This window comes from Flavobacterium branchiarum (assembly GCF_030409845.1).
Classification (GTDB): domain Bacteria; phylum Bacteroidota; class Bacteroidia; order Flavobacteriales; family Flavobacteriaceae; genus Flavobacterium; species Flavobacterium branchiarum.
Map to the genome: position 1 here is coordinate 1,926,309 of NZ_JAUFQQ010000003.1, position 25,233 is coordinate 1,951,541.

Here is a 25,233-nt window from a genome sequence, read left to right on the forward strand (position 1 = left end):
AACCTCTTGAGAGTAAAGTCTTAAGAGGTTTTTTTGTATTTAAAATTATTCGGTTTTTAAACCAATAGTATGCCAGCCTCTTTATATGGTTTTAAAGCTTCTTCTTCGGGAGAGATATTAGTTACCAAGATATTAATGTCTTTAATTGGACACACAAAATAAGCTTCGGCAGTTCCGATTTTTTCAATTGAACTTAGTGCTATAACGGTATTTGAATTTTGAATCATGTTCTTTTTAATTTGTGAATCATCATATATAATACCTGTTACTCCACGTTCATGATGCATACTACAAACCCCTAAAAGACAAACATCGGCTCTAAAATTTCTGAAGAAATCAATAGTTTCAATACTTGCAGTAGCAAACGATGTTTTGCACATTTTTCCACCAGCAAAGATTAATTCGATGTTGGGTAAATCTTCTATTAGTACTGCTACAGGAAAACTATTTGTGATAACAGTCAATTTTAAATCATAAGGAAAACTAGCGACTAAAGCTAAAGAAGTTGTTCCTCCATCAATAAAAACTACCTGTCCATCTTTTAAATAGGAGATTGCTTTTTCGGCAATAATTTTCTTGCTCTCAAGATCGTGTTTTTCTCTATTCCTAAAATGCAACGGAATAGGAGACGGAGCTACTGCGCCTCCGCGAACTGCTTTTAGTAAGCCTTGATCAGAAAGCTCTTTTACATCTCTTCTAACAGTATCTTCAGAAACATTTAAATACTCACTAAGTTCCAATAAAGTAACTCTATGTTCTTTTGATAAGTATTCTAAAATCACGTTTTTGCGTTCTTCTTTTTTCATATGTTGCAAAGTTATATTGCAAAAATAATAAAATATTGCAACATATTGCAATATTTGCGTAGATTTGTAGCAAAATAATTTGCAATGAAAAAGAAAACTATTGCTGTCGATATGGATGGCGTACTTGCTGATATAGAAGTTAGCTTGATAGAACATTATAATAAAGAATGCGGAACGACTCTTTCAAGAGAGAGTATTCAGGGAATGAGTGAGGATGAGGCTTTTAATGGAAGAACTATTTTACGCAAAATTTTAAATTCTGAAAATTTTTTCAGATCACTACCTGTTATGCCAGATGCTGTGGAGAGTTTACGAAAGTTGCAAGAAAACTTTGAAATCTTTATCGTTTCTGCAGCTACAGAATTCCCGATGTCTCTTCATGAGAAAATAGAATGGTTGGGAGAGCATTTTCCTTTTATCAAATGGGAGAATATCATCTTATGCGGAAGTAAAAAAATTATCAGTACAGATTATATGATTGACGATCACAGTAAAAATTTAGATCATTGTATGGGTGAGCCTATAATGTTTACTGCATTTCATAATATAAATCAAACACATCACCTAAGAGTGAATAATTGGAAGGAAGTACTAGAAACGTTAGAAAAAACGCTCTAGATCTATTTGTTTTATTACATTTTGACAGCTTGAAAAAGCAATTAAACTGCCTATGAATCTGATTCGGGCAGTTTTTTTTTGATAGTAGTGTAATGAAAAAATTAAACCTTTTTTTTCCAAAAGTTCAATACTCCATCACAAGCAGATTGTTCTAAGTCAAAACTCTCCGGAATTTCCTCCCAAGTACTCCAATAAGTTACTAATCTAGTTCCTTTGGGAGTTTTTGCCAATTGTTCTTTTACGTAATTTGAGTAAGAATGAAATAACTCTTTTTCTGGAACTATTATTTTGTCAATTGGACAGGTAATATCGATATTTTCGTAGAAGGAGTTATAAAAATAAAAAGCATCATAATCTGAAAAGGAAATCTGATTGATGTTTGAATGTATAAATTCAACATTTTTTATATTATGCTTTTCAGCTATTTTTTTAGACACTTTTATAAGTGATTCTCTTTGTTCGACACCATAAAATTTACCTCTTGTAGAGGCGGCGCCTACTAAGCAAAACTTTCCTGCTCCAGCACCTATGTCTAATACTTTTTTATTGGGTTTGTCTACCAGATAATCAGCGGCAACCTTAGCAATTTCTACCGGTGTCCAATGTCGTTCAGAAAGCCTTTTGACGCGCGTTGAGTACAATTCGTTAAATGTACTGTCTTCAACATCTATGTTTAGTCGTAGTTGTTTAAAAATCATTTAATTGTTTTTGTATTCTCGATTCAATAAATAGTATAGTTTTTATATTTACTATGACTCTTTTGATTCGGTTATTATAAGATAGATAATACTTTGGGGAAAAGGAATTTGACCAAGATAGCGCTAGTTATTGTAATTTCATAATTAATTCATGATTTATTTATGTTTGATTTTCTTAACTTTGCCACATGAATAATCATATTGTTTCTCAAGCTTCAGATTTTAATACCAACGACTTAAAGCTAAAAGGCTTTAAAGTGTACGAAGTTAATAGTGGTGTCAATGCTGTTCCTACTTATAATCGTAGGGATTTTTACAAAATTTGTATTAACACCAGCAAAAGCCTAATTCATTATGCAGATAGAGGTATTGAAACTGACGGTACCATATTATTTTTTGGAAATCCTCGTATTCCATATTCTTGGGAAATTATTTCACCTATTTACCGTGGCTATGCTTGTGTTTTTACGGAAGAGTTTTTAAAGGTCAATTATCGTTCTGATAGTCTTAATGAATCGCCTTTGTTTAAAATTGGTGGGACTCCTATATTTACATTAACTACTGCTCAAGAGGAGTTTATAACTTCGATGTTTGCGAAAATGATTGTAGAACAAGACACTGATTATATTTTTAAAGACGATTTAATTCGGAATTATATCAATCTGATTATTCATGAATCATTAAAAATGCAACCTACAGAAAACTTCTTTAAACATAAGAATGCTTCTTCTCGTATTACTACTCTTTTTTTAGAACTTTTAGAAAGACAGTTTCCAATTGAAACAAAAGACCAACCACTTAAGCTTAAAACACCACAAGATTATGCTCAAAATCTTGCTGTACATGTCAATCACCTGAATCGTTCGGTAAAGGAAATCACAGGTAAATCGACTACAACACATGTCAGCGAAAGAATTATTAGCGAAGCAAAAGCACTTTTGCAACATACAGATTGGAGTATTGCAGACATAGGATTTTCACTTGGATTTGAATATCCGAGTTATTTTAATAACTACTTTAAAAGACTAACAGGAACTGTACCTAAAACGTTACGAGTGTAAATTGTTTCATATTCTTAATTTTTTGTTTGATAATTGTTATCTGATAATGTCTTTGCCAAAGTAAATTTGCACAGAGATAATTAGTATTAATTAATATCAGATTATTAGCTAGATAGTAAGGTTTGTATTGCTTACCGCTTCTTTAAATTTAGTTTGTACTGATGTATAAAACAGAACTATTATGGATACAAAAAAAAAGGAATCAAACAATACTATCTTTCCAAAAGGAGACCCAGCTTCTGCAGATTACTTTACAGGGAATGCTTGGGTAAAAATGCTTGTTCCAGATGACAGGGCATTAAACACTGTTATAGGAAATGTTGTTTTTGAAGCTGGTGCTAGAAATAACTGGCATACACATCCTGGAGGTCAAATACTTATTGTTACACATGGTGTAGGGTACTACCAAGAAGAGGGCAAACCTATTCAATTACTCAATATTGGAGATGTTGTTTCTATTTTACCCGAAGTAAAACACTGGCATGGCGCATCACCAGATAGTGAATTTACTCATATAGCAATAAGTACGAATACTCAAAACGGCATTGTCAATTGGTTAGAAAGAGTTACTGATGAACAATACAATACCTTTAAGTAGTCTTGAAGTGTAGAAGTGTTGTATAGCCTCAATATTAATTTAAAATCAAATTTTAGAAAAGGAATTTTTATTCTTTTATTTCAATCTTGTACTAAGGAAATTATTTTGTAAATTTCTGATTTTAAGTTTATTGTGCTTTATTGAGGGATTGTTAAAAATTTAAATCAAATTACATTAAACAGCTATTTATGTCAACACATTATACTACTATTATAGAGGAAGGAATAGTTCCTAATAAATATACTACTGGCGAGGTTTCTTATAAAAAAAGCACGAGTGATATTCAGCCACGTAATACCACAATAAAAGAGGTTGCTTTTGAGGCAGGTTCGAGAAATAATTGGCATACTAATACTGGTTTGCAATTACTTGTTGCCACAGAGGGAGTTGGTTATTTTCAAGAAAGAGGCACCCCAATTCGATTGGTTCGTAAAGGGGAAGTACTTACCATTTTACCCGAAGTTGAACATTGGTATGGTGCAACACCTACTAGTAAATTCTCTCATATTGCGATTATTACTGAGATTGATAAAGGCATGGGAGTTTGGATGAATCAAGTAACGGATGAGGAATACAATAGTTTTGTAGGGTAGTTTTTTGAGGTTCAGAGGTACTGAGGCTCAAAGGTTCAGAGGCAAGAAGTTAGAAACAAGAAGCAAGAAGCAAGATTGATTCCTAAAACTTAAAACGGCGAAGGATACTGAAGAACTAACCCAAACTTGTCTTCCTGACGAAGGAAGGAACTCATTAAGTAGCTCTACAATAAAAGATTAAGTTTTGGTTAGTGTATTTACCTGACTGGAAACTGGAAACTGGAAACTTAAAACTGAGCACTGTGACTGTCCTTCAACTCCGCTCAGAATGACACGCAACTGAAAACAGAGGCTGAAAACTTTTTTAACAAGCAGACTACTCGTTTAGATTATATACTCTATTGGCATGCACTTGAAACTGAGACTGAGAACTGCAAACTTTAAACAAAGCAAACTTTAAACAAAAAACAAAAACATTTTAAATATATGGAAGCAAAAAACATAAAAGCATTTGGTACAGAGGCTGCCGAAGCACCGTTAAAAACGTTAGATATAAAACGTAGAGCAGTAACTGCACATGATGTAGAGATTGATATTTTATATTGTGGAATTTGTCATTCTGATTTGCACTCAGCAAGAAATGAATGGCATGGAACAACATATCCAATAGTTCCAGGGCATGAAATTGTTGGTCGCGTAACGAAAGTAGGAGATCATGTGAAAAATTTCAAAGTAGGTGATTTAGCAGGAGTAGGCTGTATGGTTGATTCTTGTAGAGAGTGTGAACATTGTAAAGAAGGATTGGAGCAATTTTGTGAGCCAGGAAGCACGTTGACATTTGACTCTCCTGATTCACATCTTGGAGGGCAAACTTTTGGAGGATATTCAGAGAGTATTGTTGTAGATGAAAGTTTTGTACTCCATATATCTGATAAATTAGATTTAGCCGGAGTTGCACCTTTACTTTGTGCTGGTATTACTACTTATTCGCCATTAAAGCACTGGAAAGTAGGACCTGGGCAAAGAGTTGGTATTGTAGGTATTGGTGGTTTAGGACATATGGGAATTAAAATTGCAAAAGCAATGGGTGCTCATGTAGTTGTCTTTACAACTTCATTGTCAAAAACTGAAGATGCAAAACGTTTGGGGGCAGATGAAGTAGTTTTATCTACAGATGCTGAACAAATGGCTAAATATGCAAAGAGTTTACATTTTATATTAGATTGCGTATCGGCACAACATAATATCGATGCGTATTTGAGTTTACTTAGAGTAGATGGAACACTTACATTGGTTGGTGCTCCTATGGATCCGCTTCCTGTAACATCATTTAGCTTAATTCTTGGCAGAAGAAGTTTCTCTGGTTCCCTAATTGGCGGAATTGCTGAAACTCAAGAAATGCTTGACTTTTGCGCTAAGCACAATATCGTTGCAGACATCGAATTGATTGGGGTAAACGATGTTAATGATGCTTACGAAAGATTATTAAAAGGGGATATAAAGTACCGCTTTGTAATAGATATGGCTTCGCTTAAAAACTAGGTTTTCTATAAACTAAAAAAAGGTGTTCATCTAATGAACACCTTATTTTATTTATGATAATGAGAACTATTTGTTGATTAAAATACTCCAATTAGCACCGCTATAAATTTTATGTTTTTCTGAGAAACTACCTTGATTTACTGCCAATGAAAAGTTTAAAAGACTATTAAAGTAACATACATCAGTACCAACTTCAACTTCTCCAAAAGTATGTACCAATTTTAATTTTCCATCATACACTTTTTTAGTTCCGTTAAAAATTTGAATTTTTACAAGATCTCCTGCTTTCAAATCTAAATTAGCAAATGTCTTTTTGTCAATATTAGTCCAAACATTTCCGTATTGAATATCTAAAATTGGTATTCCACCTTTGATAATACCTTTTTCAAAAACTGGTTTTTGGTATTCAATTTTTACCACTTCATTAGGTAATTTTGGTCCAACTTGATCAAATGTAATTGTTTTTGATGCTAAACGTGCACCTGTATAAGCGTACACATCACGACCGTGAAAAGTATATGATTCATTAGAGTTTTGACGACGATTTTTTACTTCATCGATTTCACGAATTTCCTGAATCCCTAATTGTTCTGCAACTAAAGTTAAAGTTCCATTATCAGGAGTCACAAAGTAATGTCCAGATTTTGTAAGTAAAACAACTGAATGTCTTGCTGTTCCAACTCCAGGATCACAAACCGAAACAAATACAGTTCCAGTAGGGTAATATTGTGCTGTTTGTGATAAACGATACGCTGCTTCCCAGATGTTAAATGCTGGAATTTCATGCGTTACATCAAATATTTTCAAATCGGTAGAAACACCTATTGCAACACCTTTCATTGCTGATACAGCTCCATCTTTCAAACCAAAATCAGATTGAAAAACTAGTACATTATTCTGAGAAAACCCATTAAAAGTAACAGCACACAAAAAAAGTAATAATCGTAATTTCATTTTTTTTATTTTATAAATTTTGACAAAGATATTTCATTAAAATCAGATTTTACGTTTTTTAGCGATTTAAACTCTACTTATCCAGTAAAGTTTAACTTTTAACAATTACATTTGTACTTTGTTAATCTTAACAAAAAATTTAACAAGCCTAGTTCATTTACTCAAATGAATAATTTACAACGCACTAAAATAACCAACAATGAAAAAAAATTTAAAAGTCCTATTAACAGCAATTCTCACTTTATCGAGTACTTTGTTTTTTGCACAAAGTCAAGATATAAAAGGAACTATTACTAATGAAAACGGAAGTCCTCTAGAATTTGTTACCATTCTTATTAAGGGAACTAATATAAGTGCTACAAGTGATGCCTTGGGTAATTTTACAGTAGCTTCTGTTGCAGTTAGCCCCACTTTTGTTATTTCATTATTTGGCTATCAAACTAAAGAGGTTCTTGTAAAAGGGCGTGTTATTGAGGTACAACTTATTTTGGAGAACAACAGCCTTGACGAAATTGTTGTGGTAGGAAGTAGAAATCCTAAGAAAAGCAAACTAGAAACTGCTGTTCCTGTCGATGTTGTGAATTTAGCTAAAATTAGAAATACAACTCCTCAAACAACTACAAATGATATTTTAACTTACTTGATCCCTTCTTTTAATTCAAGTCGTCAATCATCATCAGATGGAACAGAGCATATTGATCCAGCTTCATTAAGAGGTTTAGGACCAGATCAGGTTTTAGTTTTAATTAACGGAAAAAGAAGACATACAACCTCGTTAGTAAATTATCAGAATACAGTTGGAAATGGATCTGTAGGAACAGATTTAAGCGCTATTCCTGCTTCGGCAATTAAGCGTATTGAAGTTTTACGTGATGGAGCAGCCGCACAATATGGATCAGATGCAATTGCTGGAGTTATCAATTTAGTTTTAAAAGACAATGCTGGTTTAGAAGCCAATGTAACTTATGGTAGTACGTCTAGAGATGATGGACAGACCACAAATTTAAATTTGAATTACGGAGCTAAAATTGGAAATAAAGGTGGTTTTATCAACTTAACTGCTGAATTTAATAATCGTCAGAAAACGAACCGTTCACAAAATAACAACTTGATTATTTTTGATCAATCAGCTTATGACAATTATTTTGCATATGATTTTGCAGCAGATCCTGCTCAAGCACGTCAGATAGACGATAATTTATTAGCTCAAAATGGATTGAAACGGGATGATTTTAATTTCCAGATTGGAGATGCCAAAATTAAAAATGTCCAAGGTTTCTTTAATACATCAATTCCGTTAAACGATCAAATTGAGTTTTATGCTTCGGGCGGAATAAGCCATAGAAATGGTACTGGTTATGGATTTAGACGTTTGCCAAGTGAAACGGAGAATGTAGTGTTTTCTATTTTTCCATTCGGTTTCCAACCAGAATTAAACTCAGTTGTTACTGATCTTTCTTCTTCAGTAGGGTTTAAATTTAAATTTGGAGAATGGAAATTAGATTTAAGCAATACAATCGGTGAGAACAAATTTGTTTATGATGTTTCTAATACCAATAACGTTTCTTTGGGAGCAAATAGTCCAACTGATTTTAAAGCTGGTAATCATTCTTTTTTACAAAACACTGTAAATGCTGATGTGTCAAGACTGTATAAAGACGTTTTTAATGGTCTGAATGTGGCTTTTGGAGGAGAATATCGTTTTGAAAAATATAAAATTGTTGCTGGTGAAGAAGCTTCTTATATTGATGGAGGATCGCAATCATTTCCAGGGTTTTCTCCTTTGAATGCAGTAAATGAAAATAGAAATAGCGTTGGTGTTTATGCAGATGTAGAAGCAGATATTACCGATAAATTATTAATTGGAGTTGCTGGTCGTTATGAAGATTTTACAGATTTTGGAAATACTTTAAACGGAAAATTATCAGCTAGATATAAAATTTTAGACAACCTTTCTATTCGTGGAGCAATAAGCACAGGCTTTAGAGCACCATCATTACACCAGCAGTATTTTAACAACATTGCCACCGATGCTGTTGATGGGAAGATTTTAAATTCAGGTATTTTTAGAAATGATAGCGATGTAGCTAAGCAACTTGGAATCCCGAAATTAAAAGAAGAGACTTCTAGAAATTATAGTTTTGGAGTTGTTTTTTCTCCAATTAAGAAATTAAACATTACAGCCGATTATTATCACATTAGAATTGATAACAGAATTATCTTAACTGGAAATTTAGGTAATGATGCTTTTGGAGAGCCAGTTCCTGAACTTCGTGATTTGTTTGCTGTTTATGGCGCTCAAACAGGACGTTTCTTTACAAATGCAATCAATACAACTACAAACGGACTTGATTTAGTTATTGATTATGATTTGAATGTAGGTGAAGGAAAAATGAATCTTTCGTTATTGTATAATTACAATGATAATAAAGTAGATAAGAATTTAAACAATGTTCCTGCTTTATTTCAAGGTCAAGATGATGTTTATTATGGACCACAAGAAAGAAGTTTGATAGAAACAAATACTCCAAAGCACAAAGGAACTTTTGCAATAAATTATAGTTTAGCTAAATGGAACTTTTTATTAAGAAATACTTATTTTGGAGAAGTAATTCGTGATGGATTCCCGTTTGGAGGAATTCAAAAACACAACGGTAAAGTAGTTACTGATATGACTGTTGCTTATAAAATAACACCAAAAATTCAGGTTGCTTTTGGAGCTAATAACTTATTTGATGTTTTCCCAGATAGACAAATTTATGAAAACAGTTATTATGGAGTGTTTAAATATGCGCCTGTGCAAATGGGAACAACTGGAGCTTACTATTTTGGAAGAATGAGTTTTAGTTTGTAAATGTTGTTAGAGAATAAAGAATAAAGAATAAAGAATAAAGAATAAAGAATAAAGAGTAAAGAGTAAAGAGTAAAGAGTAAAGATGTGAACTCAGATGCAAGATTGAAGATACAAGACTGTAAACTGGGACTGTCCTTCGACTCCGCTCAGGATGACACTGCGACTGATTACTGTGACTGTAAACTGTAAACCGAGACTGAATACTGCGACTGTCCTTCGACTCTGCTTAGGATGACATTACGACTGTTCAACGTGATTGAATATTGATTATAATTTATTTAAAGTTGCAAGTATGTTCTTGCAACTTTTTTTGTTTTATAAGTTCTCATTTTGAATTTTACTATGGAATTGTAAATAGGTAAAGAAGTTCTAATAATACTATATATGTGTACTGCTGATTTTTCTCAAACCCATTTCTATAGAAAAATTTGCTAAAGCAGTTTCAAAAGCTAAAGCTTATTTTTCTTGCAGAAGCTTAAAAAAAGAAAATAACTACCAAGACAAAGTACTTTTTTATCGGATAAATGGTCAAATAGAAACGACACTTTTAAAAAATATTGTTTACATTGAAAGTTTAGGTAACTACACAAAACTATTTATAAATAACGTAGATACTCCAATTATTATTTATGGATCGCTTTCTAGTATTGCTATAGAAATTGATAGTGTGAACTTTGTGCAAATACACCGATCATTTATTGTAAACAAACATGCTATACAAACACTAACGTCAAAAACTTTGACAATGAGTAATTCCGAAGTTTTACCTATTGGAAGAAAATATCAAATTTTGATTGACAATTTAAATTTACTGCTTTAGAAAGCTTTTGTCTCCACTTTTGACTCTTATCTTATTTTGTTATTCTTATGTGCTGTTTTTTTTTTGCAGATATATACGATACTTTATATTGTAATTATAATGACTTTGTTTCTGTACAAGGATTATAATAATCATTATATTTATAGAACTATTTATTTTAAATTTTAATAATATACCAAACAATTTAGTACTTATTCTAAGCAGTAGAATATTCAATTTTATCATCAATTTTAAACAGTATGTTTTATTAAGATTTAAGTAAATTAGATATTCTTATTTAAAGTGATAGTTTATGTGAATTATTACTATAAAAAGTGAAATTTTTTAAACATTAAAAAGTATTTATTTTGGATATAACAGAGTTTTTGATACGCCTTGTAACAGCTACATTCGCAGGATTAATTATAGGTTTTGAAAGACAGTGGAATCATAAAGAAACGGGGCTAAAAACGAATATGCTGGTAGCAACAGGAGCCGCGGCATTTGTGTTGTTATCAATAAAAGTTGCAGGAACTGCTCCCAATATTGATGTAACTCGTATTACGGCACAAGTAGTAATGGGAGTTGGTTTTCTAGGGGCAGGAGTCATTTTTAGGGAAGGACCAAATGTTCACGGATTAAACTCAGCTGCCACAATATGGTGCAGTGCGGCAATAGGCTGTATTGCTGCTTCTGGTTATTTTATAGAAGCTCTGATATGTACATTTTTAGTTATTATAGTTAATACTGCTATCGAACCTATAGATAGATGGTTAAGGAATAGGAAATAAAAAGTCTCAGTTTTCAGTCACAGTAAAAATAGTTTAGCAGTCGCAGTTTACGTTTGAATGCTGAATACTGTTGCTGTTCTTCAACTTCGCTCAAAACGACACTGGATTGTAAACTGAGTATTGTAAATTTAAGACTGGAATTTAATAATATAACCTCAATATATTATCAAAATGGTATGTGTTTTTATTGTTTTGGTATTAAATAGAGCATATGCTTTATTTAGCTTTGGAATGATAAAGATCTATTAAATGATTTATTTAGATAATAGTATCTTTACTATTTATAATAAGTGTTTTATATTTTTTGAGATATAAACTAAGAGCATTAAAATTAATAAATAACGAATTGAAAACGATAAAATTTAATAAATCTGCGTGTGGTGTTGATGTGCTTCTTAATGTATTGCATGGAGATTAGGTGAAAGAAAATTATTTAGATACTGCTATTTATAATACTGATTTTTTTGAAATCTTACTTTTTAAGAAAGCTAAAGGAACATTGATTTTGAATCAACGAAAAATAAATATTACTGACAATACGATTGTTTTTATTTCGCCATTTCAAAAAAGACAATGGCACTTAGACGCCGAGGAATTAGATTTTACGATATTGGTATTTCAAGAAGATTTTTTGAATGATTTTTTTTCGGATAAACTTTTTACCTATCGTTTGTTGTATTTTTATCAGCTTAATTACCCATTAGATATTAAATTAAGTTCAGAAGATCTTCAGAAGTTTTGTAATTTACTTACTGAAATTAAGTTTGAACTTCTAGATAGTAAACCCGATAGTATTCATATAATTCGTTCACTTATTTATTATGTTTTACAGAAATTCAATAGGGAATATGCTAATAAATATAATCTTTCCCTTGACAGACCTGAGAATAATTATGCTTATCAGTTTAAGCAATTATTAGAATTACACATTAGAGAAAAACAGCGAATAGAAGATTATGTTCATTTGTTAGGAGTGAGCAGGATAACTATAAATACAGCTGTAAAAAAGCAGTTTAATGTTACTGCAACACATCTTTTGAAACAACGACTTCTTTTTGAAATAAAAAACGACCTTATACATTCTGGTAAAACCGCGACTGAGATAGCGTATGACCTTCATTTTTCAGAGCCCAACCATATGATCCGTTTTTTTAAGTCACAAACAGGAATGACGACTAGTCAATTCTTATCAGATTATCAAAATGGTATGTTTTGATAATTGATTGGTAGCTTCTTAGGATAGTAAACTATATAAATTTGCATTATAATTTATTTCTATTTCATCTCAGGTATGGGATAGAGAAATAGATACTAATCTAAATAAAATGGATATGAAAAAAATGTTTTTAGGTATTGTGTTAAGTTTAATTGTAGTCGCTTCTTATGGACAAGATGCAACTAATAATAAATCAAGTATTCAATTAATTAGAAATGCTACTTTGGTATTTAATTATGCTGGTAAACAATTTCTTATTGATCCTATGTTGGCTCCAAAGGGGGCATACCCAGGTTTTGAAGGAACGGCTAATTGGCATTTACGCAATCCACTAGTAGAACTTCCAGTTCCAGCAGAAAGTCTTCTTAATCCAGATGCAATTATTGTTTCGCATTTGCATCCAGATCATTGGGATGAGGCGGCTATAAAGATGCTTCCAAAAGACAAACCTGTTTATGCTCAAAATAAGCAGGATGCAGTGGCAATTGAGTCTGCTGGATTTAAAGATGTTCGCGTTTTATCTGATAAATCACATTTTGAAAATATTAAATTTCAAAAAACGGAAGCACAACATGGATCTGATGAATTATATGCTAATCCTCAGATGGCCGCTATATTAGGAGAAGCGTCAGGTTTTTTCTTTAAAGAAAAAGGGCAGAAGTCTGTTTATTTTGTGGGAGATGCTGTCTGGACAAATTCTTTTGAGTCTAATCTGAAAAGATTAAATCCTGATGTTGTTGTTTTGAACACTGGCTTTGCTCAAGTCAATGGTTTTGGAGCAATTATTATGGGGAAAGAAGATGTAGCCAGAGTAAACAAGATCTTACCAAAGGCTACAATAATTGCTGTACATATGGAGGCAATTAACCATTGTGTTCTTAGTCGTAAAGAACTAGCTGAGTATGTAAAGAGCAACGGAATTTCTGACAAAGTGATTATTCCAGTAGACGGGCAGCTTATTAAACTTTAATATTAAAGACTAAGGTTAGATTAATGTCAGCAAAGTACAACCAAAAACCACTTCGAACGAAGTGGTTTTTTTATGCAAAAAGAAATGCTAGTTTTAGCTTTAAAAAAATCTTGAAATATTCTTAAAATTGGCAATATTTTAAAACACTAAAAACTCATTAGGGCGTTTGTTTAAAATTTGAAAGAAACTCGCACTGAATGCTTGCAGACTTTTGTAACCTACAAGATAAGCTACCTGTGATACCGAATATTTCCCTGTGGTTAAAAATTCAACTCCCTTGATAATTCGGACCAATTGAATGTATTTAGAAATTGTAATAGTGGTTTCTTTTTTAAATACCCTTTCTAAGGATCGCAACGACATATTATTTTTTTCGGCTATTGCGCTAACTTGTATATCATTACCAATATTATCAATAATGAAGTTACTAATTTGTAATAACCGCTCATCATTTGGAACCGCAATATTTAAAGCCATTGTTCTTTCAAAAAAAGTTGGTAATTCAACAAAAATTGCATTTAAAAAAGCTTCTTCTGCAATTGAATATGCTGCAATTTTACTCCATTTAGCTGAATAAGTTATGATTTCCCTAAGCACTGGCGGTACAGAAAATATTCTTAGCTTATCATACAAATTATTTTCTTTGTCAATTGAATAAAAAATGGTTCTCAAATTTATATTTTCCGAAGCGGCTGTTGTTCTGTGAGATAGATTAGAGGGGATCCATGCAGCATGATTTTGTGGCAAGAGGTAGATTCTACCTTCTACATGTAAATATTGAAAACCTTTCTCTACATAAACAAGCTGTGCTCTTTCATGAAAGTGCTCATCAGTATCATGTATCCAATTATCCTCAAACCATACATGGGATTTCTTTTCAATACGATCTACTAATTCGCTTGGTTTTACATTATTCATTACAAGTTTGTTTTTGTCGTTTTAGGTTAAATAATTGGCAAATTTAATTATAATATCCGTTTTAAATTTGCCCTAGTTAAAAAAAAGATATGAATAAGCACCAAACCCCCTCAAAGAGTAAGTCTGAATTTTGTTTTAAGATTGTACTACCGTTTGTAGGAATATTGCTTGTAGCCTCTACATTACGAGCCCCATTAACCGCTCTTGGTCCTGTATTAACCGAAATAAGGAGTTCATTACAACTATCAAATAGCGAAGCTGGATTATTAACGACTATTCCTTTAATGGCATTTGCATTTCTATCAATTTTGGTAGGACAGCTATCAAGAAAATTGAATATTGAGAAGTTTTTATTATTTTCTATTACCCTTTTAATCATAGGATTATATATAAGAGTTTTAGATTCTCCATTTACATTATTTTTAGGATCAGCGATTTTAGGTATAGCAATATGTATTGGAAATGTTTTGGTTCCGGGGTATATAAAGAAAACATTCCCTAATAAATCTGGAATGGTTATAGGTTTTTATTCAGTGTCAATGAATTTCACAGCAGCTCTTGCTTCAGGTTTTAGTATTGCAATTGGTAAGCTAAGTGGCTTTGGGTGGAAAGGATCTTTGGGAATATGGATCGCTGTTGCTGTTATTTCTTTCTTGTTATGGCTACCAATCGTATTAAAAAGATCTGAAAACATAGAAAAAAACGAAATTGTAAATAGTAAATTAAATATTTTCAAATCCTCATTAGCATGGCAAATTAGTTTGTTCATGGGATTACAATCACTAATGTATTATTCTATTGTAACTTGGCTCCCAATGTTATTACAAGGCTTTGGTATGGCAAAAGAAGAAAGTGGCTGGGTTTTATCTTTTATGCAATTAGCAATGCTTCCCTTAACATTTTTGGGACCTATTATTGCGTCTAAACTATCGAATCAAAAGATTTTGGTTTTTATTGTTGCTGTAGGAATGTTTGCAAGTGTAGTACTAATTCTTTTGTTTCAGTTACAATATATTTATGTTGCTGTTATACTATTCGGAATTTCTTCTGGATTAGCATTTAGTTTGTCAATGTTATTTTTTATAATTCGCACAGGCGATAGTCATACTGCGACAAGAGTATCTGGGATGGCACAGTCGGTAGGTTATCTCTTAGCAGCATTCGGACCTCCTGTATTCGGTAAGTTATATGAATATGGTAATTCATGGAATTTGTCTTTGTATTTTCTTTTAATAATGGCAGTGATATTATTATTAGTTGGTTTGAAAACAGCACGAAACAGAGTGATTAGTTAAATAAGTTTTCAGTCTCAGTGTCATCCTGAGCGGAGTCGAAGGACAGTCTCAGATTTCAGATTTTAGTCTCAGTCTCAGTCTCAGTCTCAGTGTCAGTTTTCATTCTCAATTTTGTCACTCTGACGGAGGAAGAGTCTCATTAAGTTATTCGCCATAGGATAAAGAGCTATATGTGAGTTTCTCCGTTCCTCATAAAGATAAGATTATGGAGTTACATTGAAGTTGTTTCGCAAAGATTCACAAAGAGAATCCGGTAAGTTTTTTGAGCACTGAGACTGAACACTGACTTATATTCTCAATTATGTCACTCTGACGTACGAAGAGTCTCATTAAGTTATTCTTCATAGTATGAAGGGTTATATGGGAGTTTTTTTCGTTCCTCAGAAAGACAAGATTGTGGAGTTACATTGAAGTTGTTTCGCAAAGATTCACAAAGAGAATCCGCTAATTTTTTTGAGCACTGAGACTGAAAACTGAAAACTGAAAACTGAGACTGAAGACTGACTTATATTCTCAATTTTGTCACTCTGACAGAGGAAGAGTATCATTAAGTTATTCGCCGTAGGATAAAGAGCTATATGTGAGTTTTTTGTTCCTCAGAAAGATAAGATTGTGGAGTTACATTGAAGTTGTTTCGCAAAGATTCACAAAGTGAATCCGCTAAGTTTTTTGAGCACTGAGACTGAAAACTGAAAACTGAAAACCGAAAAACCGCTTATAAAAAAAGAGGACTTGATAAAAGTCCTCTTTTTTTATAAATTTTGCAAACGAATTGAATTATTCACTTTCGCCACCAACAAAATCATCTCCTGTTTCTCCTGCGGCCACTAATTCTGGTTTAGAAGCTTTAAGAGCGTTGAATCTTTCTAATTGTGCCAATTCACCTTCTTCACCACTAAAATATGGGAAAACATCCATAATTGGAGATTCTGCAATCGCAGGAATAGTATAATCTCCCATAGTATTTTTCATTATAGCAATAGTATTGTCATACGCTTCTTTTACATCATTGGCTTGAACCAATATGTACATGTTAGATCTACGTTCTTTACCACTTTCTTCGTCATACGCCATTAAAGAGACTTTCGATTTAAACCAACGATCTGCATTTTCAAAAGGGTGAATCTCAGCATAATTTGCTATTTTTATATTTGTGATTTTAAATTCTTCACTAATATAAGCAGACATCTCTTCATTAATTCTAGATTCTGCTTCGGTGTAAGATACAGCATCTACCAAATATGGTTCTGTTGTAACTTTTTGCGTTCCAGTATCATCAGTCTTTCTATATTTTACTTTGCATTCGTACCAAATTGTGCTCATTTCTTTTTTTTTAAGGGTACCAAAGATAGATTTTAAAGAAAAAAAAATCAACATTTTATAAAATAGATATTCACAATTTAAAAAGAGTTTGAATTATAGTTTTTTTTACCAAACTGTTTCTCTTTATATAATGTGTTTTATATAGATATTAAGAAAAAGAACATAATTATTAAATGATTATATATTTGTTTTTAAGATATGTTACTTATAAACAAAATGCCTTATTGGAGTAGATTAATAATGCAGATTATTTTGTTGGTTTAAATTTTAATGTTTTGAATCATCATGTAAATTTTATTGCTAATAATGGAACTTCTTTAACGCGAGATTTTTTTTACCTCAGTACTTAATTTTACTCTCTTACATGGATTATAGTTATGTTTAAAATCAGATAAATTATTTTATTTGTCACTAAAGCAATAATATTACAATACTTAATCTACTATTTCATATTTTTGAATAAACTAACCCATTAAAAACTATGAATCTAAAGCATCTAATAAGACTATCAACTCCCTTATTTATTATTGTAGTATTATTGTTAATATACAGTTGTAACTCGAAAGAGAAACAAAAAGAAAAAGAAAAACAAATATTTTATCAAGCAGTAAATGCAAAGAATGATACCGCTTCCTTATCATTAACTTTCAATGAAAACCGGTTTTATGGTCAGTATGAAATAAAATACGGAGAATCAACGAAAGACTCAGGAAGTGTAAAAGGTAATATTGTAGGCGATACGTTACGTGGTGATTTTAATTACATGACGTACGGAGGAGTTGGAAAGATAATTCCGATAGCCTTATTAAAAAAAGACAATAAATTATTCTTAGGGAATGGTGTTATAAGTACATTTTTAGGAATTCCTTGTTTTGTTCCTGATGTACCTATAGATTTTGTTAATGTTGAGTTTGTCTTTGATGAGGTTAAATAGGTTATTCTTAGACTTCTTAGATTTTAGACATTCTTAGATTTATTAGATTCTTATGTTTGCTACATCTTTTAAACTTCTTAGACCCTTCAGTTTGCAGTCAAAGTTTACTCAAAACAAAAAGTTCCTCAAATTGAGGAACTTTGTTTATATATGCCAGAATGGATTTAGCGATATTTTGAAAAAGTAATCTAAGATTATTTAGTTACTTTTTTGAATCTCATCATTGGAACCTCATCCATCATTAAATTAAGTTTACCATCTTTATCAATAGAATAGCCATTAATTTTTTTAATTGTTTGTAGAAACGTTTGCTCTCCACCACCTTCACAATACATTAAAGTTGCTGGACCTTGTTCTCCAAAAGTTAGCTTATTGCCTTTTAAAGTATATGGTGCAGTATAACCATTACATCCAGCATTCCCATAAACTTGACCCTCTTTTTCATCAAATTTCAGGAAAGGTTTTTTATCTGGATACAAACCTTCAAAAGCAATACGCGGTCCCGTAATATATTCCAGTTCCCAAGTTGTATTATAAAGCTCGGCAGTTTTTGTAGTGTCTTTCATTGTTGTACAAGAATTAAAAGATAGAGTTAAAACAGAAACGAATAGTAATACATAATTTTTCATAAGATGATATTTTTAGAACATAAAATTAAAGGTTTTTTATCGAATTAACTCAACAAATCTGTGATTCTTTTTTGGCATGATTCTTTGTGTTTTCTGTTATTGGTACGAGCACATCCTCAATTGGTTAAAGTATCGTTGCCAATAATCAATCATTTGAAGTACTTTAATTTAAAATTATAAATAGCTTTACAGAGCTTTAAAATCAATCTGATTCTTCAATTTATGGTAAATAAAACAATGATAAAAGCGTAATTTCTGCACGAGATTATCAAAAAAGAAAAGGCATAGAACATAGACTGAATTTGTAATCTATGTTTTATGCCTATTTACGAATTGTAACTAACGAATTATTGCACCATTACTTTTTAAGCCAATTGTTTAACGTTTTCATTATTTTTTCTTGGTCGTCTTCAGGGAAATTTTTAATTCTTGTTGCATGACCTCCTCCGGGTAAAACCATTTTTAAGGCATCAAGTTTAGGATTCGGGGTTGGAGAACAAGCTCCCCATGTATCATAACCCCCATATATATAAAGAATTCTAGATCCTTTATTTTCTACATAGTCTCTAACTTTTTTAATATATTTTGGATTGTAATTTATCGGAACATCTTTAGGGGCAAATCGTGAATTTGAAGTAGTTTTTACAACAGTTATTAAATCTTTAACAGGAGTGAAATCAAACCCATAATAACCCAATTCGCTCATATGTTGGTAATAAGATGGCAATAAATCATGAAAAGTAGTATCGTTATAAAAACTAATACCAACTATTTTGTTCATATAATCAAACAATTCCTTTGGAGTAGCATTTTTACTCGGAATCTCTTCGCAATTGCCTGCCCATTGCCAGAAAGAAAATGGAAATTCCAATGCGCTATATTCTAAGGCTTCATCCATCGAAACTTCAGTAAAAGTCATTTTTTTTGCATCAGCATAAACTTTTATTTCGTTAAGAAGAGCTGATCTATTTTCTAGTAAAGCACGTTGAAAATCTATTATTTTTTCGCGACATTCGGCAGTACCAACAGTCGCAAGATGTTGTTGAATTCTAGGATCTTCTTGAGTATTAATCAATGGAGCAACATAAGGAACTGCAATAGCAACATCTTTCGGATATTTTGATTTGTAAATTAAAGTCGTTTCTCCACCTTTACTGATTCCAGTTGAAATCCACTTACCAGTGTATAACTGTTTAAGTTTAGTAACAATAGCATGATAATCTGCTACAGCTTGGTCATTGGTTAAATATTCCCAAGGAATAGGATTCGGTCTAGATTTTCCATAAAAACGATACTCAACAATAACCTGATTGGCATTTAGTAAAGTACTTAATTCAGTTTTAGTATATCTAGCGGCGTAGCCTTCAGTTTCAATTACCATCGGGTTATTAAAGTCTAAATGGGATAAGTATACATAATGCTTGAAAGTTCCCTTTTTTGGATTCTTATGATCAAGAGGCTCATTAAGTACCAATTGATATGATTCTTTAAATCCTTCAAGATCTTTTATTTTAGTAATTTCAGAATCGGGAAATAATTGCGTCAATTTATTCTCTAAATCAGTTTTAATAGTTGTTTCAGTTTGGGCATAACTAAAACATGAAACGAAAGAAATAAACAGAAGTAATAAAGCGTGTTTTAACTTTTTCATTATTTGTAAATGGTTGTTATTTATAAAGATATTATCTTCAAAACTAATCAATTTATGTCGTATTAATGTTAAAAGAGCTAATGATTACAGGCTATTTAAGGAAAATTAGAAAGTATTTAGTCTAGATTTCAGACTACTTAGATTGTTTGACTAACTTAGATTGTTAGATTGTTAGATTATTAGATTGTTAGATTGTTAGATTGTTAGATTTTTAGACATAGCTTTGCGAACTTTGCGCTTATAGAACATTCGCTATATAAAACCTAGCGTACTTTGCGATAAATAAGACTGACTTAGATTGTTAGACATAGCTTTGCGAACTTTGCGCTTATAGAACATTCGCTATATAAAACCTAGCGAACTTTGCGATAAATAAGACTGACTTAGATTGTTAGACATAGCTTTGCGAACTTTGCGCTTATAGAACATTCGCTATATAAAACCTAGCGAACTTTGCGATAAATAAGACTAACTTAGATTGAAAAAACTCCTATTTTAATCTCAGACATAGCTTTGCGAACTTTGCGCTTATAGAACATTTGCAATATAACCTTGCGTACTTTGCGGTAAATTAAATAATTAGACTGACTTAGACTACTTAGATTCACCATTTCATATCTTTCATCTTGCTTCTTTCATCTTGCTTCTTTCATTTCACTTCTCACATTTCAGTTTACAGTCGCCTTGGTACCCTGGGTGGAGTTTAAGAATAATCTAGGTTTTTTTACTTTGTAACAACTTTTGTACCTTCTTTTGTACCTTCTTTAGAACCTTTGTATCTTTGTTAAATAATGTAATCCGTCCTTTGAAAGGAGTACAAGATTGAAGAAAAAAAACTGAAATCTACTTTAAAAACCATTTAGTAACAGTTTAAGTTGAAAAATAATAATTTAAAAATATAAAAGATGACAATTGGATTAGGAGGTTCTACTGCAGCTATTGAGTTAGAAAAAATTAAAAATATGACACTGGATGTAAAACCAATCCAGAAAGAAGAATATATAGATAGAATAAAGAAGGCCGTTACTTTTATGAAAGAAATAAAGGTGAAAGCAACCTATGTTAATGCAGGGACTAATCTTTATTATTTCACAGGAACAAAATGGAATCCCTCTGAAAGAATGGTTGGTGCTTTATTATATGATGATGGAACGTTGGATTATATTGTTCCAAAATTTGAAGAAGGCACTTTTAAAAAGTACATGCAATTGAACGGTAAAATTAACTGCTGGGAAGAACATGAATCTCCGTATGCGTTGATGGGAGAACTAATAAAAAACAAAAATATAATTGATGAAACTATTGCCATAGATGAATCAGCACCTTATTTTTTAGTTGATGGAGTAACCAAAACCAATACTACTTATAGTTTTACTAATGCGCTTCCAGTAACTTCTGGTTGTAGAATGCAAAAATCAGTTAATGAAATTGCAATTATGCAAGCAGCTAAAGATATTACAATGGTTGTGCAACGTGCTGTTGCTAGAATACTGCGACCTGGTATTAGTGTTAAAGAAGTTACAAGTTTTATTAACGATGCTCATATTAAGGCAGGTATTGCCTCAGGATCGTATTTTTGTATTGTTTTATTTGATGATGATACTCAATATCCTCACGGTGTATCAGTACCTCAAGATTTAAAAGAAAATGGAGCAGTTATTATAGATACAGGTTGTCGATTAGAGGGATATCTTTCTGATATTACTAGATCCTATACTTATGGAATACCAACAGAAGAGTACAAAACAATTTGGAACTTAGAAAAAGAGACACAACATGCTGCTTTTAAAGCTGCTCAAATAGGAGCTTGTTGTGGTTCAGTAGATGATGCCGCCAGACTAACATTAGCAGAAGCAGGATTAAGTCCAGATTATAATTTACCAGGACTACCTCATAGAGTAGGGCACGGTACAGGTTTAGATATTCATGAATACCCTTACCTAGTAAGAGGAAGTGAAATTGAACTTCGCGAAGGAATGGTAGTAAGTAACGAACCAATGATTTGTATTCCAGGGAAATTTGGCATTAGACATGAAGATCATTTTTATATGACAGCCAATGGTCCAAAATGGTTTACAACACCTATGGATAGCGTTGAAAATCCTTTCGGGTATTAAAATTTAAAAATTTACCTGCAAGTTCTTTTTTGATCTTGCAGGTTTTTATTATAATACATACTCAACTCAATAAGGTAATTTATCTGCTGGAATACCTATAAAATCTGGCTCAGGTGTAATTTCAAATTGTACCGCTTTAATTTCAGAGTTACCGAGCTGTAATGCTCTCATTACTCTGTGCATGCCATCCATTAAACGACCATTGGCACACAAAATAATAGGATAATTTAAATCTACATCCTCAATAAGTTTTATGTGTTCTAAAATTGCTGCGCATGTAGGTGCTTGACTCGGGTCTCGAAACCAGTAATTTTCATTTACTTCTTTTATTTCAGAGAGCATAATATATTTTACAGGGAAGTCTTTAGACAATTCTATTAAACGATGTACATCCCAAGCCTTTAAACCTTGTTCGCTTGGACGCAAATTATATTGTTTTCTCATCTGTTTTTCAAAGTTAATTTTACAAATTTACCACAAAGTCAAAAAAAAACAGCTACAAAATTAATCTTGTAGCTGTTAATAATAATTGAAGTTGATATAAGTTATTTTTTTAGAATAAGTTTTTCTATATCTTCAATTTCAATAGGCATTGCTTCAGATAGATTGATATTTCCATTGTCTGTAAGCAAATAATCATTTTCTAATCGACAACCTATTCCTTCTTCTGCGATATAAATTCCAGGTTCACATGTGAGTATCATTCCTTTTTCTAAATCACGAGAATACAATCCCAAATCATGAACATCTAGCCCTAAATGATGGGCTGTTCCATGCATGAAATACTTTTTATATGCAGGATAATCTGGATTCTGATTTGCGATATCTTGATTGGTTATAAGTCCTAATTTGATTAATTCCTTTTCAATTAATCCAGCCATTTGCTTCTCATAATCACTATGCTTAATTCCTGGCTTTAATAACTTTGAGCCTTCTTTTAAACAGTGTAAAACAGAAGAGTATACTTCTCGTTGTCGCGCAGAAAAGATACCGTTTACAGGAACACATCTGGTAGTATCTGAATTATAATTGGCGTAGCAAACACCAAAGTCAACTAAGACCATTTCATTTTCCTTACAAACAGCATCATTAGAATTGTAATGCAATGCGCAAGCATTTTTACCAGAAGCTATAATTGGTTTAAAAGCATGGCGCGTAGCTCCATTTTTAATTAACTCATAGGCAAGTTCGGCTTCCAATTCATACTCTTTTATGTTAGGTTTTATAGCAGAAAGGAGTCCTTTAAAACCTTTAATACTAATTGCAATTGCCTTATTTATTAGAGCTACCTCTTCTTCAGATTTTATAGGTCTTAATGCTCTAGTTATTTTTGCAACTCGATCGTATTGATGCAATGGATATTTTTCTTTACACCATTGTATCATTCGATCTTGTCGCGTAACCATCTCAGAAGTGATTCTTTTAATGTGTTCGTTGTGACCTAAATAAAGGGTGTCAGCTTCAAAAGCAAAAAGCTGTAATGTTTTTTCGAACTCATGAACCCATTTCACGTTTTTTATACCAGAAATAGAAGTTACTTCTTCTTTAGACAAAAAGTCTCCCTCCCAAAGTTTTGTATGTTCATTTACTTCTTTTACAAATAAAATAGCACGATTTTCTTCTTTATATGCATTTGGATAAAGAACCAAAATAGTTTCATCCTGATCTATTCCTGTTAAGTAAAATAAATCATTGTTTTGCGCAAATCCCATTACATCATCGGCATTATTGGGCATAACATCATTAGAAACTAAAATAGCTAGGCTATTTGCACTCATATTTGCCGAAAATCGTTCTCTGTTTTCGATAAATAATGAAGAAGGAATCGATTCGTATCTCATAAGTTTTATATTTGAAATGTTTTTGTATTAATAGTAGTGTTTAAGCAAAAAGATCAGTACCGTTTGAAAACATTAAGCCAGATTTCATGATGGCAAGTCTAGTGCCAAAGTTAAGTTTTTTATTCTTTTGTATCTAGTGATTATTAGCATTCCTGAGGGGTTGTGAAATTTACAGCAAAGTATGCAAGGTTTTATATTGTAAATGTTTATAAGCGCAAAGTACGCAAAGCTATGTCTGAAATTAAAAATCGGAAATCTAAGAAGTCTAAGTCAGTCTAACAATCTAAGTATTCTTAATTTACCGCAAATGACGCAAGGTTTTATATTGTAAATCTTCTATAAGCGCAAAGTTCGCAAAGCTATGTCTGAAATTAAAAATCGAAGTCTAATAATCTAAGTCAGTCTATCAATCTAACAATCTATCAATCTAAGTAGTCTGATTTACCGCAAAGTACGCAATGTTTTATATTGTAAAGCTACTATAAACGCAAAGTTCGCAAAGCTATGTCTGAAATTAAAAATCGAAGTCTAATAATCTAAGTCAGTCTAATAATCTAAGTCAGTCTATCAATCTAAGTAGTCTGATTTACCGCAAAGTACGCAATGTTCTATATTGTAAATGTTTATAAGCGCAAAGTTCGCAAAGCTATGTGTGCAATCCAAAAGTTAGCATTCTTCAATCTAAAAATCTAAGAAGTCTAATAATGTAATTATGAAATTTACCGCAAAGCACGCAAGGTTTTTTATTGTAAATCTTTTATAAGCGCTAAGTTCGCAAAGCTCTGTCTGAAATTAAAAATTGGAAGTCTAATGATCTAAGTCAGTCTATCAATCTAACAATCTATCAATCTAAGTAGTGTGATTTACCGCAAAGTACGCAATGTTTTATATTGTAAAGCTACTATAAACGCAAAGAACGAAGGCTCTGTCTGAAATTTAAATCGGAAGTCTAAGTTAGTCTAATAATCTAATAATCCAAGTAGTCTAATCATCTGATTTATTGCTAAGTACGCAAGGTTTTATATTGTAAATCTTCTATAAGCGCAAAGTTCGCAAAGCTCTGTCTGAAATTAAAAAATCGAAGT

22 protein-coding genes are annotated in these 25,233 nt (G+C 31.9%); 13 read left to right on the forward strand and 9 right to left on the reverse strand.

Going from position 1 to position 25,233, the window contains the following annotated elements; genetic code table 11:
- Positions 1-56: 56 nt before the first annotated feature.
- Positions 57-806, reverse strand: a complete 750-nt coding sequence (locus QWY99_RS09150; RefSeq protein ID WP_290264013.1) for a DeoR/GlpR family DNA-binding transcription regulator — start codon at positions 804-806, stop codon at positions 57-59.
- Between the two features lie 84 nt (positions 807-890).
- Here QWY99_RS09150 and QWY99_RS09155 point away from each other — a divergent pair, with 84 nt between their 5' ends.
- Positions 891-1,424 (forward strand): 5' nucleotidase, NT5C type, encoded by a 534-nt coding sequence (locus tag QWY99_RS09155; protein ID WP_290264015.1) that lies wholly within the window; start codon positions 891-893, stop codon positions 1,422-1,424.
- Between the two features lie 101 nt (positions 1,425-1,525).
- Here the strand turns inward: QWY99_RS09155 and QWY99_RS09160 are convergent, their stop codons facing one another.
- The gene (locus QWY99_RS09160) at positions 1,526-2,122 is read right to left on the reverse strand and encodes a methyltransferase domain-containing protein (RefSeq protein WP_290264017.1); all 597 of its coding nucleotides are present in this window, start codon (positions 2,120-2,122) and stop codon (positions 1,526-1,528) included.
- 188 nt (positions 2,123-2,310) lie between these two features.
- On the opposite strand from QWY99_RS09160, the gene QWY99_RS09165 reads away from it, so the two are divergent.
- The 4 genes from QWY99_RS09165 (at position 2,311) to QWY99_RS09180 (ending at position 5,856) form a co-directional block, all read left to right on the forward strand.
- On the forward strand, positions 2,311-3,183 hold the full coding sequence (locus QWY99_RS09165; RefSeq protein WP_290264019.1) for a helix-turn-helix domain-containing protein: 873 nt from the start codon (positions 2,311-2,313) through the stop codon (positions 3,181-3,183).
- 181 nt (positions 3,184-3,364) lie between these two features.
- On the forward strand, positions 3,365-3,781 hold the full coding sequence (locus tag QWY99_RS09170) for a (R)-mandelonitrile lyase (RefSeq protein ID WP_290264021.1): 417 nt from the start codon (positions 3,365-3,367) through the stop codon (positions 3,779-3,781).
- Between the two features lie 188 nt (positions 3,782-3,969).
- Positions 3,970-4,374, forward strand: a complete 405-nt coding sequence (locus QWY99_RS09175) for a cupin domain-containing protein (RefSeq protein ID WP_290264022.1) — start codon at positions 3,970-3,972, stop codon at positions 4,372-4,374.
- A gap of 426 nt (positions 4,375-4,800) precedes the next feature.
- Positions 4,801-5,856: an NAD(P)-dependent alcohol dehydrogenase gene (locus tag QWY99_RS09180; RefSeq protein ID WP_290264024.1), complete on the forward strand. Its 1,056-nt coding sequence runs from the start codon at positions 4,801-4,803 to the stop codon at positions 5,854-5,856.
- A gap of 66 nt (positions 5,857-5,922) precedes the next feature.
- Here the strand turns inward: QWY99_RS09180 and QWY99_RS09185 are convergent, their stop codons facing one another.
- Positions 5,923-6,810, reverse strand: a complete 888-nt coding sequence (locus QWY99_RS09185) for an SAM hydrolase/SAM-dependent halogenase family protein (RefSeq protein WP_290264027.1) — start codon at positions 6,808-6,810, stop codon at positions 5,923-5,925.
- Positions 6,811-7,009: 199 nt separating this feature from the next.
- On the opposite strand from QWY99_RS09185, the gene QWY99_RS09190 reads away from it, so the two are divergent.
- The 5 genes from QWY99_RS09190 to QWY99_RS09210 all read left to right on the forward strand — a co-directional run bounded on the left by QWY99_RS09190 (position 7,010) and on the right by QWY99_RS09210 (position 13,440).
- Positions 7,010-9,664, forward strand: a complete 2,655-nt coding sequence (locus tag QWY99_RS09190; protein WP_290264029.1) for a TonB-dependent receptor — start codon at positions 7,010-7,012, stop codon at positions 9,662-9,664.
- 532 nt (positions 9,665-10,196) lie between these two features.
- A complete protein-coding gene (locus QWY99_RS09195; RefSeq protein ID WP_290265372.1) occupies positions 10,197-10,484 on the forward strand; it encodes a LytR/AlgR family response regulator transcription factor in 288 nt (95 codons plus the stop codon).
- A gap of 347 nt (positions 10,485-10,831) precedes the next feature.
- Positions 10,832-11,254: an MgtC/SapB family protein gene (locus QWY99_RS09200; RefSeq protein ID WP_290264032.1), complete on the forward strand. Its 423-nt coding sequence runs from the start codon at positions 10,832-10,834 to the stop codon at positions 11,252-11,254.
- A 418-nt stretch (positions 11,255-11,672) separates the two neighbouring features.
- A complete protein-coding gene (locus tag QWY99_RS09205) occupies positions 11,673-12,470 on the forward strand; it encodes a helix-turn-helix domain-containing protein (RefSeq protein WP_290264034.1) in 798 nt (265 codons plus the stop codon).
- A gap of 115 nt (positions 12,471-12,585) precedes the next feature.
- Positions 12,586-13,440 (forward strand): MBL fold metallo-hydrolase, encoded by an 855-nt coding sequence (locus tag QWY99_RS09210; protein ID WP_290264035.1) that lies wholly within the window; start codon positions 12,586-12,588, stop codon positions 13,438-13,440.
- A 138-nt stretch (positions 13,441-13,578) separates the two neighbouring features.
- Here QWY99_RS09210 and QWY99_RS09215 read toward each other — a convergent pair whose 3' ends face one another.
- Positions 13,579-14,358: a helix-turn-helix domain-containing protein gene (locus QWY99_RS09215; protein ID WP_290264037.1), complete on the reverse strand. Its 780-nt coding sequence runs from the start codon at positions 14,356-14,358 to the stop codon at positions 13,579-13,581.
- 89 nt (positions 14,359-14,447) lie between these two features.
- Between QWY99_RS09215 and QWY99_RS09220 the strand changes: the two genes are divergently transcribed.
- Positions 14,448-15,653: a CynX/NimT family MFS transporter gene (locus QWY99_RS09220; protein WP_290264039.1), complete on the forward strand. Its 1,206-nt coding sequence runs from the start codon at positions 14,448-14,450 to the stop codon at positions 15,651-15,653.
- A 777-nt stretch (positions 15,654-16,430) separates the two neighbouring features.
- Here QWY99_RS09220 and QWY99_RS09225 read toward each other — a convergent pair.
- A complete protein-coding gene (locus tag QWY99_RS09225; protein ID WP_290264041.1) occupies positions 16,431-16,976 on the reverse strand; it encodes a DUF4494 domain-containing protein in 546 nt (181 codons plus the stop codon).
- Between the two features lie 481 nt (positions 16,977-17,457).
- Between QWY99_RS09225 and QWY99_RS09230 the strand changes: the two genes are divergently transcribed.
- On the forward strand, positions 17,458-17,910 hold the full coding sequence (locus tag QWY99_RS09230) for a hypothetical protein (protein WP_290264043.1): 453 nt from the start codon (positions 17,458-17,460) through the stop codon (positions 17,908-17,910).
- Positions 17,911-18,104: 194 nt separating this feature from the next.
- On the opposite strand, the gene QWY99_RS09235 is transcribed toward QWY99_RS09230, so the two are convergent.
- Positions 18,105-18,539, reverse strand: a complete 435-nt coding sequence (locus QWY99_RS09235) for an META domain-containing protein (protein WP_290264044.1) — start codon at positions 18,537-18,539, stop codon at positions 18,105-18,107.
- 358 nt (positions 18,540-18,897) lie between these two features.
- Positions 18,898-20,190: a S28 family serine protease gene (locus QWY99_RS09240; RefSeq protein ID WP_290264047.1), complete on the reverse strand. Its 1,293-nt coding sequence runs from the start codon at positions 20,188-20,190 to the stop codon at positions 18,898-18,900.
- A 905-nt stretch (positions 20,191-21,095) separates the two neighbouring features.
- On the opposite strand from QWY99_RS09240, the gene QWY99_RS09245 reads away from it, so the two are divergent.
- Complete coding sequence (locus QWY99_RS09245; protein WP_290264048.1) at positions 21,096-22,307, forward strand: M24 family metallopeptidase; 1,212 nt, start codon at positions 21,096-21,098, stop codon at positions 22,305-22,307.
- 66 nt (positions 22,308-22,373) lie between these two features.
- Here QWY99_RS09245 and QWY99_RS09250 read toward each other — a convergent pair whose 3' ends face one another.
- Together QWY99_RS09250 and QWY99_RS09255 are read right to left on the reverse strand one after the other, a co-directional pair.
- Positions 22,374-22,751, reverse strand: a complete 378-nt coding sequence (locus QWY99_RS09250) for a hypothetical protein (protein WP_290264051.1) — start codon at positions 22,749-22,751, stop codon at positions 22,374-22,376.
- Between the two features lie 101 nt (positions 22,752-22,852).
- Positions 22,853-24,148: an aminopeptidase P family protein gene (locus QWY99_RS09255; protein ID WP_290264054.1), complete on the reverse strand. Its 1,296-nt coding sequence runs from the start codon at positions 24,146-24,148 to the stop codon at positions 22,853-22,855.
- Positions 24,149-25,233: the final 1,085 nt, after the last annotated feature.

Excerpts from the sequence above, each read along its gene's own strand:
- QWY99_RS09210 (WP_290264035.1), top strand. The coding sequence starts at position 12,586 with ATGAAAAAAATGTTTTTAGGTATTGTGTTAAGTTTAATTGTAGTCGCT.
- QWY99_RS09185 (WP_290264027.1), bottom strand. The coding sequence starts at position 6,810 with ATGAAATTACGATTATTACTTTTTTTGTGTGCTGTTACTTTTAATGGG.
- QWY99_RS09175 (WP_290264022.1), top strand. The coding sequence starts at position 3,970 with ATGTCAACACATTATACTACTATTATAGAGGAAGGAATAGTTCCTAAT.
- QWY99_RS09180 (WP_290264024.1), top strand. The coding sequence starts at position 4,801 with ATGGAAGCAAAAAACATAAAAGCATTTGGTACAGAGGCTGCCGAAGCA.
- QWY99_RS09155 (WP_290264015.1), top strand. The coding sequence starts at position 891 with ATGAAAAAGAAAACTATTGCTGTCGATATGGATGGCGTACTTGCTGAT.
- QWY99_RS09160 (WP_290264017.1), bottom strand. The coding sequence starts at position 2,122 with ATGATTTTTAAACAACTACGACTAAACATAGATGTTGAAGACAGTACA.
- QWY99_RS09225 (WP_290264041.1), bottom strand. The coding sequence starts at position 16,976 with ATGAGCACAATTTGGTACGAATGCAAAGTAAAATATAGAAAGACTGAT.
- QWY99_RS09240 (WP_290264047.1), bottom strand. The coding sequence starts at position 20,190 with ATGAAAAAGTTAAAACACGCTTTATTACTTCTGTTTATTTCTTTCGTT.
- QWY99_RS09165 (WP_290264019.1), top strand. The coding sequence starts at position 2,311 with ATGAATAATCATATTGTTTCTCAAGCTTCAGATTTTAATACCAACGAC.
- QWY99_RS09150 (WP_290264013.1), bottom strand. The coding sequence starts at position 806 with ATGAAAAAAGAAGAACGCAAAAACGTGATTTTAGAATACTTATCAAAA.
- QWY99_RS09220 (WP_290264039.1), top strand. The coding sequence starts at position 14,448 with ATGAATAAGCACCAAACCCCCTCAAAGAGTAAGTCTGAATTTTGTTTT.
- QWY99_RS09255 (WP_290264054.1), bottom strand. The coding sequence starts at position 24,148 with ATGAGATACGAATCGATTCCTTCTTCATTATTTATCGAAAACAGAGAA.
- QWY99_RS09235 (WP_290264044.1), bottom strand. The coding sequence starts at position 18,539 with ATGAAAAATTATGTATTACTATTCGTTTCTGTTTTAACTCTATCTTTT.
- QWY99_RS09170 (WP_290264021.1), top strand. The coding sequence starts at position 3,365 with ATGGATACAAAAAAAAAGGAATCAAACAATACTATCTTTCCAAAAGGA.
- QWY99_RS09250 (WP_290264051.1), bottom strand. The coding sequence starts at position 22,751 with ATGAGAAAACAATATAATTTGCGTCCAAGCGAACAAGGTTTAAAGGCT.
- QWY99_RS09215 (WP_290264037.1), bottom strand. The coding sequence starts at position 14,358 with ATGAATAATGTAAAACCAAGCGAATTAGTAGATCGTATTGAAAAGAAA.
- QWY99_RS09190 (WP_290264029.1), top strand. The coding sequence starts at position 7,010 with ATGAAAAAAAATTTAAAAGTCCTATTAACAGCAATTCTCACTTTATCG.
- QWY99_RS09230 (WP_290264043.1), top strand. The coding sequence starts at position 17,458 with ATGAATCTAAAGCATCTAATAAGACTATCAACTCCCTTATTTATTATT.
- QWY99_RS09245 (WP_290264048.1), top strand. The coding sequence starts at position 21,096 with ATGACAATTGGATTAGGAGGTTCTACTGCAGCTATTGAGTTAGAAAAA.